The 13,831-nt window shown below is 59.8% G+C and carries 11 protein-coding genes; 5 read left to right on the plus strand and 6 right to left on the minus strand.

The window, feature by feature from the left end:
- Nucleotides 1–23: 23 nt before the first annotated feature.
- Together ACP8J1_RS00965 and leuA are read right to left on the minus strand one after the other, a co-directional pair.
- Nucleotides 24–800 carry a hypothetical protein gene (locus ACP8J1_RS00965; RefSeq protein ID WP_023020393.1) on the minus strand — a complete coding sequence of 259 codons (777 nt, stop codon included), beginning with the start codon at nucleotides 798–800 and terminating at the stop codon, nucleotides 24–26.
- 57 nt (nucleotides 801–857) lie between these two features.
- A complete protein-coding gene (gene leuA / locus ACP8J1_RS00970; protein ID WP_023020394.1) occupies nucleotides 858–2,675 on the minus strand; it encodes a 2-isopropylmalate synthase in 1,818 nt (605 codons plus the stop codon).
- A 220-nt stretch (nucleotides 2,676–2,895) separates the two neighbouring features.
- On the opposite strand from leuA, the gene ACP8J1_RS00975 reads away from it, so the two are divergent.
- Nucleotides 2,896–4,023, plus strand: a complete 1,128-nt coding sequence (locus ACP8J1_RS00975; RefSeq protein ID WP_034656182.1) for a mannosyltransferase family protein — start codon at nucleotides 2,896–2,898, stop codon at nucleotides 4,021–4,023.
- Here ACP8J1_RS00975 and ACP8J1_RS00980 read toward each other — a convergent pair.
- Nucleotides 4,020–4,898 (minus strand): DMT family transporter, encoded by an 879-nt coding sequence (locus tag ACP8J1_RS00980; RefSeq protein ID WP_023020396.1) that lies wholly within the window; start codon nucleotides 4,896–4,898, stop codon nucleotides 4,020–4,022. The genes ACP8J1_RS00975 and ACP8J1_RS00980 overlap by 4 nt on opposite strands.
- Nucleotides 4,899–5,122: 224 nt before the next feature.
- Here ACP8J1_RS00980 and ACP8J1_RS00985 point away from each other — a divergent pair, with 224 nt between their 5' ends.
- Both ACP8J1_RS00985 and ACP8J1_RS00990 read left to right on the plus strand, forming a co-directional pair.
- Nucleotides 5,123–6,388, plus strand: coding sequence for an aspartate kinase (locus ACP8J1_RS00985; protein WP_023020397.1), 1,266 nt, complete (start codon nucleotides 5,123–5,125; stop codon nucleotides 6,386–6,388).
- A 32-nt stretch (nucleotides 6,389–6,420) separates the two neighbouring features.
- The gene (locus ACP8J1_RS00990; protein ID WP_023020398.1) at nucleotides 6,421–7,452 is read left to right on the plus strand and encodes an aspartate-semialdehyde dehydrogenase; all 1,032 of its coding nucleotides are present in this window, start codon (nucleotides 6,421–6,423) and stop codon (nucleotides 7,450–7,452) included.
- A 108-nt stretch (nucleotides 7,453–7,560) separates the two neighbouring features.
- On the opposite strand, the gene ACP8J1_RS00995 is transcribed toward ACP8J1_RS00990, so the two are convergent.
- Nucleotides 7,561–8,967, minus strand: a complete 1,407-nt coding sequence (locus ACP8J1_RS00995; RefSeq protein ID WP_034655684.1) for a YkvI family membrane protein — start codon at nucleotides 8,965–8,967, stop codon at nucleotides 7,561–7,563.
- A 284-nt stretch (nucleotides 8,968–9,251) separates the two neighbouring features.
- Nucleotides 9,252–9,794, minus strand: a complete 543-nt coding sequence (locus tag ACP8J1_RS01000; protein WP_034655687.1) for an RNA polymerase sigma factor — start codon at nucleotides 9,792–9,794, stop codon at nucleotides 9,252–9,254.
- A gap of 105 nt (nucleotides 9,795–9,899) precedes the next feature.
- Between ACP8J1_RS01000 and ACP8J1_RS01005 the strand changes: the two genes are divergently transcribed.
- Complete coding sequence (locus ACP8J1_RS01005) at nucleotides 9,900–11,450, plus strand: catalase (protein ID WP_023020401.1); 1,551 nt, start codon at nucleotides 9,900–9,902, stop codon at nucleotides 11,448–11,450.
- A gap of 91 nt (nucleotides 11,451–11,541) precedes the next feature.
- Here the strand turns inward: ACP8J1_RS01005 and ACP8J1_RS01010 are convergent, their stop codons facing one another.
- A complete protein-coding gene (locus tag ACP8J1_RS01010) occupies nucleotides 11,542–12,129 on the minus strand; it encodes a hypothetical protein (RefSeq protein WP_034656189.1) in 588 nt (195 codons plus the stop codon).
- Between the two features lie 85 nt (nucleotides 12,130–12,214).
- Here ACP8J1_RS01010 and ACP8J1_RS01015 point away from each other — a divergent pair, with 85 nt between their 5' ends.
- Nucleotides 12,215–13,663 carry an ABC-2 transporter permease gene (locus tag ACP8J1_RS01015; RefSeq protein WP_023020403.1) on the plus strand — a complete coding sequence of 483 codons (1,449 nt, stop codon included), beginning with the start codon at nucleotides 12,215–12,217 and terminating at the stop codon, nucleotides 13,661–13,663.
- Nucleotides 13,664–13,831 lie beyond the last annotated feature (168 nt).

The following is a 13,831-nucleotide window of genomic DNA, read 5'->3' on the forward strand; positions in this document are numbered from 1 at the left end:
GGGTGTTACCCTGCCCGAAAGTTTTACAGAATAAAAATGAGCACGGCGATGAGCGCTGCAATCACCAGTAGGGCCATGACGGCGGGCCACCACCGGCGGCGGGGTGCGGGGTCATCGGTGCTTATGGCGCGGAAGCTCGTAGTTTCGAAGGTTTCCGTGGCGGCGGGGGAGGTAGGGGCGGCGTCGGCAAGCGAGGCTTCCTTCGAATCCGGCAGCGGCGCCCCCGCGTAGATGCTGAGCACACGGCCGGTGTTGCGCGGCGCATGGTAGGCATGGGCCAGGGTTATGCCCTGCTTGGCGACGTCCACCCCTTCCAACCGCCCCACAAACTGCGGGCCCAAATAAGCATCGGTGCCGGAACCGGTGGTGCTGGGCGAGAGCGTAACCAATACGTGCATGCGGGCGTGGGCGGGAATGTCCAGATCCGCGGGGAGATCGGCGATGTCGATGGGTGGGGCATAGCCCAGCATTGTCCACGGGCCCGCTGGCGGATTATTCGCCGGCAGGCAAAGGCCCGGCCGGGGCAGCAGCAGCGAGAGAGAGCCATCGGGCCCCGGCGCGGCGGTGGCTGCAGGGGTCAGCCCGGCGCGAAATAGTAGATCTATTTCGGGATACTCCGCGCGGTCGGCGCTGGTGATGTGCCCGATAGTGGAGTCGGTACGCACCTCCAACCCGCCGTCTGGGCGGGGTGCCAAGGTGACGGTGAACTCTCGGTTTTCCTTCGTCTGCGCATCATAGATGGGCAGGGCCTGCACGGCGCCCAAGCCACGGTGCGGTATGAGGTAGGTAGAAGAAGGCATACCCACCCTTCTACCACGCCGGGCCGCGGCGCTGGTGTGTATCGCCGGCGAGCAGGCCTAGGCCAGGGCGCGGTTGACGGCGGAGTTAATCGCGTTGATCGAAGCCCGCGTGGTGGACCCGGCGATGCCTGCTCCCCAGACCTTGTTCTGGTTGACGTCGGCGGCGATATAACAGGCGGCTTCGGCGTCGTCGCCGGCGGAACGGGACTGCTGGGAGTATTCCATGACCTCGAAGTCGATGCCCAGGGATTCCAGGGCGTTGGCATAAGCCGCAATGGGTCCGTTACCGCTGCCCGAGACGGTGGACTTTTCCCCGTGGAAAGCCACGGTGGCGGTCACCGATGCATCCCCATCTTCTGTTGGGGCATTGTCCATATGGAAAGACTCCAGGGCCAGCGGAGCCTCGCGGTCCAGGAACTCGGTGGCAAAGATATCCCACATATTTTTGGAATTGACCTCGCCGCCTTCGGAGTCGGTGATTTCTTGAACCACGGTGGAAAATTCCGCTTGCATGGCGCGAGGCATATTGATGCCGTGATCGGTCTTCATGATGTAGGCAACACCGCCCTTGCCAGACTGAGAGTTGACGCGGATGACCGCCTGGTAGTCGCGGCCCACGTCCTTCGGATCGATGGGCAGGTAAGGAACCTCCCAGATGGCCTCGCGCATTTCTTCCCACGAGACCTCGGTATTATTCGCGCCGGGGCGGATGGTGGCTGCCAGCGCATCCAGTCCCTTGTTGATGGCGTCCTGGTGGGAACCGGAGAACGCAGTAAAGACCAATTCGCCGCCATAGGGGTGGCGCTCCGGCACGCGCAGCTGGTTGCAGTATTCAACGGTTTCGCGAATCTGCGGCAGATCGGAGAAATCAATCTGTGGGTCCACACCCTGGGTGAGCATATTCAGGCCCAAAGTGACGAGATCTACGTTGCCAGTGCGCTCGCCGTTGCCAAACAGGCAGCCTTCGATGCGGTCCGCGCCCGCCATAAAGCCGAGTTCGGCGGCGGCGATTCCCTCGCCGCGGTCATTATGCGGGTGCAGGGAGAGCACGATGTCCTTGCGTCGGGCTAGATTGCGGTGCATCCATTCGATGGAATCGGCGTAGATATTGGGCGAAATCATCTCCACGGTGGATGGCAGGTTGATGATCATTGGATTCTCTGGGGACGGATCCATGATGTCTACCACCTCATCGCAGACCTCGCGGGCGAAGTCCAGCTCGGTACCGGTGAAGGACTCGGGGGAGTATTCCCAGCGCCACGTGGTATCCGGGTAGTCGGCGGCGATGGATTTAATGAGTGTGGCAGCATCGGTGGCCAGCTTCTTAATGGCGGGTTTGTCTTTGCGGAAGACTACGCGGCGCTGCAGCTTCGAGGTGGAGTTATAAAAGTGCACGATGACGTTCTTGGCGCCCTCGCAAGCTTCAAAGGTGCGGCGGATCAGGTGATCGCGGGCCTGTACCAGGACCTGAATGGTGACGTCATCGGGAATTTTATTGCCCTCGATGATTTCGCGGACAAAGTTGAAATCGGTTTGGGAGGCAGAGGGGAAGCCCACCTCGATTTCCTTGTAGCCCATCTTGACCAGCAGGTCGAACATGCGGTGCTTGCGCTCTGGACTCATGGGATCAATCAGCGCTTGGTTACCATCGCGCAGATCCACCGCACACCACTGGGGAGCGTGGGTGATTTTCTGGCTGGGCCATGTGCGGTCTGGCAGGTCGATGTCTTCTACCTCGACGGCGAAGGGTTGATAGCGCTCGTGGGGCATGGCGGAGCCGCGCTGCTTATTCCACGCGGGTTGTCCTTCGCGGCGTGGGCCGGTGGGGGTGGTGATGTCGCGCGGGGCGCTGATAAAAGAGTCAGTGGGGGACATGGGGTGCGGGTTTCCTTTTCTGGTGTCTATGGGGAAAGACGGCCAGCTGGGCTTGGGTAGCCGGACTCCGCGACGGGGCGCTGGCCAGTGCTTAGGCCGAAATCCCGCCGCGGCAGATAAGGAGTAAGTCATTCCGCTGTGTCATATCGGTCACACTACAGGCTTTCTCACTGTGCGGCAAGAGATTTCATTCAATGAGACGCAGTGGTGGTGGGGTACCATGCCTTTCGTGTCTAATCCCCGCCATGCCAAGCCTCAAACATCATCCATACTGCGTTCCTTGTGGGCGCCTGCCGCACTCGTTGCACTCATCGGAGCCGCATTGCGCGTAGGCGTACTCGCAGCGGTGGCCGCCGCGCAGGACGATAAGCTGTGGGGGCTGCTCAATAAGTGGGACGCTAAGCACTACGTAGAAATCGCCCGCGGCGGGTACTTTGGTGCGGATATTTCTACGGATGGGCCGGTCCATGAGACGACCATGGCCTTCTTCCCGGGATTCCCCTTCCTCGTGCGTGGGTTAAGCAGCATCTTCGGTACCGACGAAGCGGGCACTGCCATTGCGCTCAATGTGCTCTTTAGCATCGCGCTGGCTGCCGGTGTGATGGCCTTGGCTGCGCGCATGGGCATGGGGAAGTGGGCCCAGGTGCTCAGTGCTGTTGTGGTGACCAGTGCGCCGATGTCCATCGTGTTTTCCATGCCGTATACCGAGGCACTTTTTGGGGCCCTGGCCATATGGGCGGTGGTGGCGCTCGTAGAGGAGCGATGGTGGGCTGCCGCGGCACTAATTTTTGTAGCCGGACTCGTGCGTCTTACCGCGGTGGATCTCGTTGCGGTCTTTGCGTTCATGGTGCTGCTGCGGGCGCGAAAGAACTGGCGGGCCTGGGCCGCGGTGGTGTTTTCGGTCGTGCCGCTGGTGGGGTATTTGTGGTGGTCGAGCAGCCATCTCAAAGAAGTTGGCGGTTATTTTGGGATCCAGAAAGAACATTGGAACTCCAGCTTTGATGGCGGCAAAGCCACGGTTATTTGGCTTTGGGAGACGCTTAGCGGGGCTACTAACGGTGGATATCTGCTGAGCGCCGGCGTGATGATCGCTGCCCCGGTTTTCCTTGTGTTGGCATGGCGCCGCCTGCCGCTAGCGGCCTGGTTATTCTCTGCGGTGCTGATGGCGAACGTGCTGCTTTCTGATGGCATTATGCACTCGCGGCCCCGGCTGCTCCTGCCGGCGGTGATTGTGTTGTTGCCGTGGGTGAAAAAGGGGACGTCGGCAAGCGTGGCGGTTGGCGCCTGGGCCCTGTTCGGGGCGTGGTTTTCGGCCTATATGCTCGGCGTATTTGAGTGGGCCATTTAGCCGCGCTGGCTTACCGGGCTGCGGGAGAGCACGATGGTGGAGAGCACCATGACGGTAAGGGCGATGAGCATAATTGCCCAACCGACGGCCGTATCGATGAGGAATTTCTCTCCCAGCACCATGTAGCCCAAGCCGAAGGCCACGATGGGCTCAAAGATGGTCATGGCCGGCAGGGAATGGGCTAGGGGGCCGGCATTAAAGGAATATTGCTGCACTACGGTGCCGGTGAGCGCGAGACCGATGAGGCCGTAGAACTGCCAGCTTGCCAGGAGCGTGCTAAGGCCTTCGTGGGTGAAAATGTCCACCACGGCCTTTGATAGCAGGGCGACGAAGCCGTAGATGACGCCGCAGGCTGTGCCCAAGGCTAAAGGCCGCTGCTCTGGCAGCTTCGTGGCTGCCGCGCCCAAGATTGCGAGGGTGACCAACCCTACAAGGAGCGCCGGCCACCAATCGCTCCATTCCGGGCGAGGGTTTCCTGCGACCGGCCGGCCGTAGACGACCATGATGCCCACCGCGATGGTCAATGCAATGGACCAAAAGACCTCGTGGAAAGGCATTTTGCGGCCGGAATACCACGCCGAAAGCGGCAGGGTAAACATTAAGGACAGCACCAAGATGGGCTGGACCACCAGCAACGTGCCAAAGCCGAGGGCGATGACCTGCAGGCCATAAGCGCCAATGGCGGCCGCGGTGCCCACCCACCACAAGGGGTTGGACATGGCGGCGCGCATGACCGAATCATCGGCGTCGAGGGCGATGCGGTGGCGGATGACCGTGCCCCAAGCAACCGTCAGCGCGGATGCGAGCGCGAAAAAGATGGCGAGGAGGTTGCTTAACACCCGCTCAACGGTAGTAAAAAATCCTGCTATATGCATATTCTTCCCTGCATGGCGCGCGTTTTTCTGCGCTGAGGGAGCGAGCGTGTGGTGCGCTTAACGTTGGGGGCGTGTGAATAAAAATTAAGCATTGTCTAGGAATTATGATGAGGGCAAAGACCCTGCGGGGTAGCATGGGTCTTTGACTAATGAACGACAGGTATTTCCGGGCGGGTACACACACGCCAGGGATGCCTTGAACGACGAAAGGCGGCATCCTTACCGTGGCCCTGATCGTGCAAAAGTATGGCGGCTCATCCCTCGAATCCGCAGACCGCATCCGCGCCGTTGCGGAGCGCATCGTGGCCACCAAGAAGCAGGGCAACGACGTTGTCGTGGTGTGTTCCGCCATGGGCGATACCACCGATGAGCTGCTCGACCTTGCCGCCCAGGTCAACCCCGTCCCGCCGCAGCGAGAGATGGATATGTTGCTTACCGCTGGCGAGCGCATCTCTAATGCTCTGGTGGCCATGGCAGTGGAATCGCTTGGTGCCCACGCCCAGTCCTTTACCGGCTCCCAAGCCGGAGTGCTCACCACCGAGCGCCACGGCAATGCCCGCATCGTGGACGTGACCCCGGGCCGCCTGACCGAGGCTTTGGACGAAGGCAAGATTTGTATCGTCGCCGGCTTCCAGGGCGTTAATAAGGAATCGCGCGATGTCACCACCTTGGGTCGCGGTGGCTCCGACACCACCGCGGTCGCCCTTGCTGCCGCGCTGAAGGCGGATGTGTGTGAGATTTATTCTGATGTCGACGGCGTCTACACTGCGGACCCGCGCATCGTCCCAGACGCGCAGAAGCTAGACAAGCTCTCCTTTGAGGAGATGTTGGAGATGGCCGCGGTAGGTTCCAAGATTTTGGTCCTACGCAGCGTGGAGTACGCCCGCGCGTTCAATGTACCCTTGCGAGTTCGCTCGTCTTATTCAAATGACCCCGGCACCCTAGTTACCGGATCGATGGAGGATATCCCCGTGGAAGAAGCAGTACTAACTGGTGTAGCAACCGATAAGTCCGAGGCAAAGGTCACCGTCCTGGGCATCCCGGATCGCCCGGGGGAGGCTGCGAAGGTCTTTCGCGTCATTGCCGATGCAGAGATCAATATCGATATGGTCTTGCAAAATGTCTCCTCCCTGGAGGACGGCACCACCGATATCACCTTCACCTGCCCGCGTGCCGACGGCCCGCGTGCCATGGAGCTGCTGAGCAAGCTGAAATCTGAAGGAGGCTGGGCCAATGTGCTGTATGACGACCAAGTGGGGAAAGTCTCCCTCGTCGGCGCCGGCATGAAATCCCACCCGGGCGTTACCGCAGAGTTCACCGAGGCCCTGCGCGACGTCAACGTCAATATGGAGCTCATCTCCACTTCTGAAATCCGCATCTCCGTGCTCACCCGCGAGGCTGACCTGGAAAAGGCCGCCCGCGCACTGCACGAGAAATTCCAGCTTGGTGGCGAAGAAGAAGCCACGGTTTATGCTGGAACCGGACGTTAAACACCCACAGCAACTACAGAGGATTTATAGTCATGACCACTGTTGCAGTAGTAGGCGCTACCGGCCAGGTCGGCCGCGTTATGCGCTCCATCTTGGAAGAACGCAATTTCCCGGCCGATAAGGTGCGCTTTTTCGCCTCTTCCCGCTCCGCCGGCACCGAGCTCGAATTCCGCGGCGAGCAGCTTACCGTTGAGGACCTCGCCGAGGTTACCGAGCAATCCGTCGCCGACGTTGATATCGCCTTGTTCTCTGCCGGTGGTTCTACCTCCAAGCAATGGGCTCCAGTGTTCGCCGCGGCTGGTGCGACCGTGGTGGATAACTCTTCGGCCTACCGCAAGGATCCAGAGGTTCCCCTCATCGTCTCCGAGGTCAACCCACAGGAAGCCAAGAACACCCCCAAAGGCATCATCGCGAACCCGAACTGCACCACCATGGCCGCTATGCCGGTGCTGAAGGTCTTGCACGATGCCGCGGGCCTGAACAAGTTGCATGTGTCCTCTTACCAGGCGGTCTCCGGCTCCGGCCTAGCCGGCGTGCAGGCGCTGGCCGCGCAGGTCTATTCCGTTGGCGAGCACAATGTGGGTTTGGTCCACGATGGCTCTGCACTCAATGACGAGGACTTTGGCCCGTATGTGGCGCCCATTGCCTATAACGCGCTGCCGATGGCCGGCAACCTCGTGGATGATGGCTCCCTAGAGACCGATGAGGAGCAAAAGCTGCGCAACGAATCCCGCAAGATCCTAGACATTCCGGAGCTGAAGGTTGCAGGTACCTGCGTGCGCATCCCGGTCTTTACCGGCCACACCCTGACCATCCACGCCGAGTTCGACAAGGCAATCACCCCCGAGCAGGCCACCGAGCTTTTGAGCGGTGCCCCGGGCGTTAAGCTTGCCGACGTCCCCACCCCGCTCGCTGCCACCGGCATCGACGAATCCTTGGTAGGCCGCATCCGTCAGGACCAGACGGTGGACGATAATAAGGGCCTCGTGCTCGTTGTCGCCGGCGATAATCTGCGCAAGGGGGCCGCGCTCAACACCATCCAGATCGCGGAGCTACTCGTTTAAGCAGGTTCCGCTTCGTCGCAGGTTACACAAAAAGCTCGGCGCCCTCCTTCCTCGTTACGGGATAAGGAGGGCGCCGAGCTTTTATCTTGATTGACGTGGGCGAGAAGGCTAGTCCTCAGAGACTGGCTTGGCGGTGCCCGTAGCCTTGCCGCTATCAGCGGCAGCATCCTTCTTGCCAAAGTCAAGGTCGCTATCGGAGGACGGAACCTCCGGCTTGGTGTGCTGCACGTAGGTCACGGATGGCTCCGGATCTTCGCGGTCGTAATCGAGATCCTCATCGTTTTCGAGCTCTTCGTGGATCTCTTCTGCGATATTGGTGACGAACTCGGTGGTTTCCATATTGGATGCCGCAGCCAGCTTGCGCAGCTCGCGCTCATTCTTCTTGGTGAAGCGCTTGCGTGGATCCAGACGGCGGGAAACCAGCTCGTGTGCGCGCATGCGGCGGTCGGACTCATCGGCCAGCTTGCTGCCGTTCTTGATGCGGTTGAAGACCATCACCGCGATCATCAGCAGGCCCAAGTAACCCAAGATCGGGTAGACATTGCTGACCAGTGTCTGGAAGCCCACGAAGGACAGGACGAAGCCGACGATGCAGCAAACAGCGTAGACAGGGTAGAAGCGCTTAGGATTATTGCGGGTCAAGCGCTTGCCCAGCGCGTAGAACATGCCGATAGCGGTATTAAAGACCATGCCGTAAACAACAAAGGTCATGAGCACACCGAGTACCGGGTGGATGCCGGTAATCAGGCTCAGCACTGGCATATCTTGACCGTTGACGTCCTTAGCTTCGAAGAACAGGGCGAAGACCAGAAGGGCCAATAGGATGAGGTAGAGCAGGCCACCGATAAGGCCACCAATGCCCACTGCACGGTTATCCAGGAAGTTACCGCCAATGACGATGGACATGGACACAGCCGTCATCACGTTTAGGCCGGTGTAGTTCAGCGCGGATAGCCACCAGTTGGGCAGCGAGGTATCTACATTATTAACCGCCCAGTCATTCATAGCGGAGAAGTCTACGTCCGCGTTCACAATGGTATAGCCGGTGGCAAGCACCACGAAGATGATGATGAACGGGGTGATGGTACCGATGACTGCGGTCACACGGTCAACATCCATCAGGCCGACGAGCAGTACCAGAATCAGCATCGCGGTGGCGCCTACCCATACAGGTATGGACGGGAACTGCTGATTGATATTCGAACCACCGCCGGCGAACATGACGAAGCCGATGGCGAACAGGGTCACCAGGGTGGACCAGTCCAAGATCTTGGCGGTAAACGGCGATGCGACCTTGTCGTAGACAGCGGTATGTTCCTCGGCCTGGAAATACGAGCCGAGCTGCAGGATGGACACGCCGGTGATCATCATCAAGCCAGCGGCTAGGGCGATGCCCCACAAGCCCCACTTGCCAAAGGCCACGAAGAACTGCATAGCTTCTTGGCCAGAAGCGAAACCCGCGCCCACGACGACGCCGATAAACGCCATGGAAATTCCGATTGCGCGTTTTAACATGAAAGGGAGAAACTCTCTTACTCACACGCGCCGGGCCCGGCATTGGGATCGCGCGGGCCCGGATCGACGGTCGATTTATCACGTGTGTACAGATCTAATAAACCACACATTGGACAAATACTTCGGGCAAGAATCGCCCTAATTGTGGCCTCCTTCACCCAGCGTCTGGTGCTCAATCTGCAGCTAAATGCCAAAAACTGGGGCTCTTGGGGTGCAAGGTAACCAGAACGTAACAATTTGCAGGTGAAATTATCTCGCCGCCTCAAGGGGCCGGTATGGGGGTATTAACCTGTCCCTGCGATCAGATCCTTGCGGGCGCGCGCGACGCGGGAGCGGATAGTACCTACCCGCACGCCAGCAATCTTGGCCGCCTCCTCGTACGTGTAGCCCAGCACCTGGGTGAGAATGAGGGCTTCGCGGCGGTCGGCCGGGAGGGCGTCGATAAGCGCGCGGGCATCTATCCATTCACTCCATGCCGTGGACTCTTCTGGTGCCGCACCCATGGCGTCTTCGTATTCGGTGGCAGATTTGCGCGGCCGGGCCATATCGTGGCGAATATTATCCACCCACACCCGCCGGGCTAAAGACAGCAACCACGTGCGTGCCGAGGACCGGGCCGCAAAGCGTGGCAGGGCGCTGATCACGCGCAGATAGGTCTCTTGGGTGAGATCGTCGGCGCCTTCCGGCCCGCCTAAATGCGCTAGCAAACGCCACACATCATCCTGGGTAGCCTTAATAAACTCCGTCAGCGCCGCACGGTCACCGCGACCGGCCCGAAGGGCAAGGTCGGTGACGCGGGCGTCATCTGCTGCGGAGTGGTGAGTCACCTGAATGAATCTACCAGTAGCCCCTACACTCCTTTTAGACCCCTGACAACCGGTGATTCTTTTGCCACACTGGTGGTACATATCCACCGATTGCCAGGAGGCAAAATGACTGATTTCACCGCTGATGACATCCTGAACAAGGGCCAGCGCCCCGCTGGCAAGGGCAATACCACCCGCCCGTCTGGCCAACCAGTTCCTTCCGAGAACACCTCGGTGACTGCCGGCCAGCAGGGACCAGTGGTGCTCAATGACATCCACCTCATTGAAAAGCTTGCCCACTTCAACCGCGAGCGCGTGCCGGAGCGCACCCCGCACGCTAAGGGCCACGGCGCCTTCGGTGAGCTGCACATTACGGAAGATGTATCCGCCTATACCAAGGCCAAGGTCTTCCAGAAGGGCACCGTCACCCCGATGATGGGCCGCTTTTCCACCGTCGCCGGTGAGCAGGGATCCCCGGATACCTGGCGCGATGTACACGGCTTTGCGCTGCGTTTTTATACCGAGGAAGGCAACCTGGACATCGTGGGCAATAACACCCCAGTCTTCTTCGTTCGCGATGGCCAGAAGTTCCCTGACTTCATCCACTCCCAGAAGCGTCTGGGCACCAATGGTTTGCGCGATGCGGATATGCAGTGGGATTTCTGGACCCGCAACCCGGAGTCTGCCCACCAGGTCACCTACCTCATGGGTGACCGCGGCACGCCGAAGTCGACCCGCCACCAAAATGGTTACGGCTCCCACACCTTCCAGTGGGTCAACGAAGAAGGCGAGGCTTTCTGGGTGAAGTACCACTTTAAGACCCGCCAGGGCGTAGAGAACTTCACCGACGAGGAGGCCACCACGACCGCCGGCCAGAACCCGGATTGCCACCGCGAGGACCTCTACAACGCCATCGAGGAGGGCAATTACCCAGTCTGGGACGTCAAGGTACAGATCATGCCGCTGGATGAGGCGGAGAACTATCGCTTTAATCCTTTCGACCTAACCAAGGTCTGGTCCAAGAAGGATTACCCGCTGCACGATGTGGGCTACTTCGTGCTCAACCGCAACCCACGCAATTTCTTTGCGCAGATTGAGCAGGTGGCGCTCGATCCATCCAATATCGTGCCGGGTGTTGGCCTCTCCCCAGATAAGATGCTGCAGGCACGCGTTTTCGCCTACGCTGACCAGCAGCGCTACCGCATTGGCCCGAACTACCAGCAGTTGCCGGTCAACCAGCCGCAGAATGTGGATGAGGTCAATACTTATCAGCACGAGGGCAGCATGCAGTTCCTTTTCAATGCCCCGGAGGATCCGGTGTACTCACCGAACCGCTATGAAAAGGGCACTGGCGTGCTTGACGACGCCGCTGTGAATGACCGCTCCCAGCTCGAGACCACCACCGCGGCGGAGCTTTATATCAATCCGGAGTCCTACGGCGGCGATCTGGTGCGTGCACCGTACGTTCGCCACTCCGAAGATGATGATTTCGTGCAGGCGCGCGACTTGTACGAAAACATCTATGATGACGCCGCCAAGGAGCGCTTGGTTACCAATATCACCAATGCTATGGCAGGTGTATCTGAGGAAACCGAGGAGCGCGTTTACGACTACTGGACTAAGGTGCACCCAGCCCTTGGCCAGCGCGTGCGTGAGGTCTACGCCGAGAAGAAGTAATCCTTCCGCGGCAGTCCCTCCGCACTAAAAACGCCGCCCCCGTATCGCGCAGCTATAAAGCGCGGTACGGGGGCGAAGTCATGCTGTGCGACTAGTCGCAGCGGCGCATATTTTCGGTAAGGAAAGCGGGAGCCCCCTCGGCGGCCCATTTGTCTACGTCGTAGCACGGGGCGGTCATGCCGGAGGTGGCTTCGTCAATGGGCTCAATGGCTACCCACTGGCCATTGTCGTAGCGTGCCCAAGCCGTCCAGTCCGTGCTGTCCTTGCCAAAGTGCGCCCATTGACCATCGCAGTCACTGACTCGGATATTTGTCATGCTTGGGGCCGCGGGCTGCAGTGCTTCTGGGGAACAATCGCCCTGGCCTGTATCGGCGGGCGCGGCGGCTTGGTCTTCGCTCTCTTTATCGCCGGCTTCTGCGGGGGATGAGGAGGGAGCTGCTTCTACGGAAGTAGGTTCAGCCTCGGCGGTGGTCTCTGCGGCTGCCGACGTGGTGGCCTCACTCGTGGCTTCTTCGGAGGAGGTCTCCTCGGCGGAGGAGCTAAGAGCAGCGGCATCGGAAAACTCGGGTTCTGCGGACGTATCGGCGTCGTTGGAGCAGGCAACAAGGCCAAAGCACAGCGGCACGAAGGCCGCGGTGGCAAGGTAACGGGAAGGAGCTAGGGAATAAATGTGGGGCATGCCATATATTCTAGAGTAATCGGCAATGTGGGGTGCTCGGCGCGCCTGCAGCAGGGGAGTGACCTGCAAGGATAGGTTCATTACCATGACCTCACGCCTTGCTTCCCCAGACGCTGCGTCTCCCTCCCGGTGGCGCAGCGTCCTCTTGATCTTCTTGCTTGCCCTGCCGTTGGTTATCGGAGCTACGGTGGCGGGTCTCGCGCAGTGGGAACCTGCCCAGGCTTGGTCTAGCGCCGCGCAGCCGTTTGGCGCGCCACGGGAAAATTCTTCCTCTCCAGAGGTGAAAGAAGCCGCCGAAGCAGCCAGCCGCGCCCAGGCACAGGCAAGCATGCTTAAATCGGGCGCCAAGCAGCTTGATGACGGCACGGGGGAGCTCAACAGGGGGGCGGATGAGCTTGGAGGGGGCGTCGACAAGCTGGCGACGGGCTCCCAAGAACTGGTATCCGGCCTCAATCAGCTGCAGTCTGGAACCAATACGCTCGGTGGCGGCGCCACGGAGCTGGCCAATGGCGTAGGTGGCGCTGTGGACCAGGTGGTCGGCCTCGGGGCCGTCCAGGGGCAGATCCTGCAGGCCATCGATGGCACGATGCACGATCTAGAAGGCAATAAATCCAAAGAAGCGAAGGATATTCGCGCGCAGCTGGGTGATCTCCGCGCGCAGGTGAATAATTTCCGCCTGGATAATTCGGTAACTGGCCAGCTCAAGAAGCTCAAGGACGGCTCGCGCGATCTGTCCAATCAGTTGGCAGTCAATGGCTACGCCTATCACGATGGCGTGAATCAGGCGGTATCGGGCGCGCAAGAGCTCAATGAGGGTATAGCGGAGCTTAGCAAGCGCGTCGGTGAGGCGCAGGAAGGCGTGGACAAGCTTGACGACGGCGCCGGCAAGCTCTCCGGCATGGCGGCCCAAAATCAGACGAACGTGGGCGATATTCAGCGTGCCCTGCCGCCGGTGCATACTGCATCCCAAGGCCCGACGCATTTGCTGAGTCCTATTGTGGCGCTGCTGATCTCCGCCTTGGTCTTGCTCGCAGGTGCGGCAGCTGGCATGGCCTGGCACGTAGGGTTCCGCCCTTGGCTAATGGTGGCTGGCGGAACGCTGGCTGCGGTGGCCATCGGGGAAATCCTCCTCTTCGTGCTTGCCACTGGTTTTACTCCCGTGGCGGCGGCTTGGGCTGGGGTGGCGCTTCTCCTGGGCGCGCTGTCCATGACGGCCATTACGCGTGGCCTGCTAGGCCTGTGCGGTATTACTGCCGGCAGTATTCTTGCGGCACTCTTTGGCATCGGCCAGACCGCGCTGGTGGGCTGGTTGTGGAAATCCGCTGCAATTGCCGGGGTTTCTAAGGTATGGCAAGTTATTTCTAATCTTTTGCCGCTGAATTGGACTACCGCGGCTGTCACGGTGGCGGGCAACGAAGGCGAACAAGCCGTCCTCTGGGCTGGGATTGCGGTATTGTTGGCTGTCACTCTCGTTGGGTTAAGTGCAAAATGGTGGGCCTTGTCCACAGTAAAAACTAAAGATTCAGTTAATTAGGTCTGAACATGCAGACCTAAGAATAAAAAACATTGGTGGAAACTGGGAATCTTGGTGTCCGCTACCGTTTGCATTGTGTGAATGCTACAGTTGGTCTTGCTCACAAAGCCTACTTAGGGGGTAGGCAAACGGTTTCTCCAATCCGTTGTGAGTGATAGGGAATAGGGA

The organism is Corynebacterium sp. LaCa_205, assembly GCF_057458085.1.

What these genes read in the sequence shown, in the direction of transcription:
- ACP8J1_RS00975 (WP_034656182.1), top strand. Translation starts at nt 2,896, where the DNA reads ATGCCTTTCGTGTCTAATCCCCGCCATGCCAAGCCTCAAACATCATCC.
- ACP8J1_RS01005 (WP_023020401.1), top strand. Translation starts at nt 9,900, where the DNA reads ATGACTGATTTCACCGCTGATGACATCCTGAACAAGGGCCAGCGCCCC.
- ACP8J1_RS00990 (WP_023020398.1), top strand. Translation starts at nt 6,421, where the DNA reads ATGACCACTGTTGCAGTAGTAGGCGCTACCGGCCAGGTCGGCCGCGTT.
- ACP8J1_RS00995 (WP_034655684.1), bottom strand. Translation starts at nt 8,967, where the DNA reads ATGTTAAAACGCGCAATCGGAATTTCCATGGCGTTTATCGGCGTCGTC.
- ACP8J1_RS00965 (WP_023020393.1), bottom strand. Translation starts at nt 800, where the DNA reads ATGCCTTCTTCTACCTACCTCATACCGCACCGTGGCTTGGGCGCCGTG.
- ACP8J1_RS01010 (WP_034656189.1), bottom strand. Translation starts at nt 12,129, where the DNA reads ATGCCCCACATTTATTCCCTAGCTCCTTCCCGTTACCTTGCCACCGCG.
- ACP8J1_RS01015 (WP_023020403.1), top strand. Translation starts at nt 12,215, where the DNA reads ATGACCTCACGCCTTGCTTCCCCAGACGCTGCGTCTCCCTCCCGGTGG.
- ACP8J1_RS00980 (WP_023020396.1), bottom strand. Translation starts at nt 4,898, where the DNA reads ATGCATATAGCAGGATTTTTTACTACCGTTGAGCGGGTGTTAAGCAAC.
- leuA (WP_023020394.1), bottom strand. Translation starts at nt 2,675, where the DNA reads ATGTCCCCCACTGACTCTTTTATCAGCGCCCCGCGCGACATCACCACC.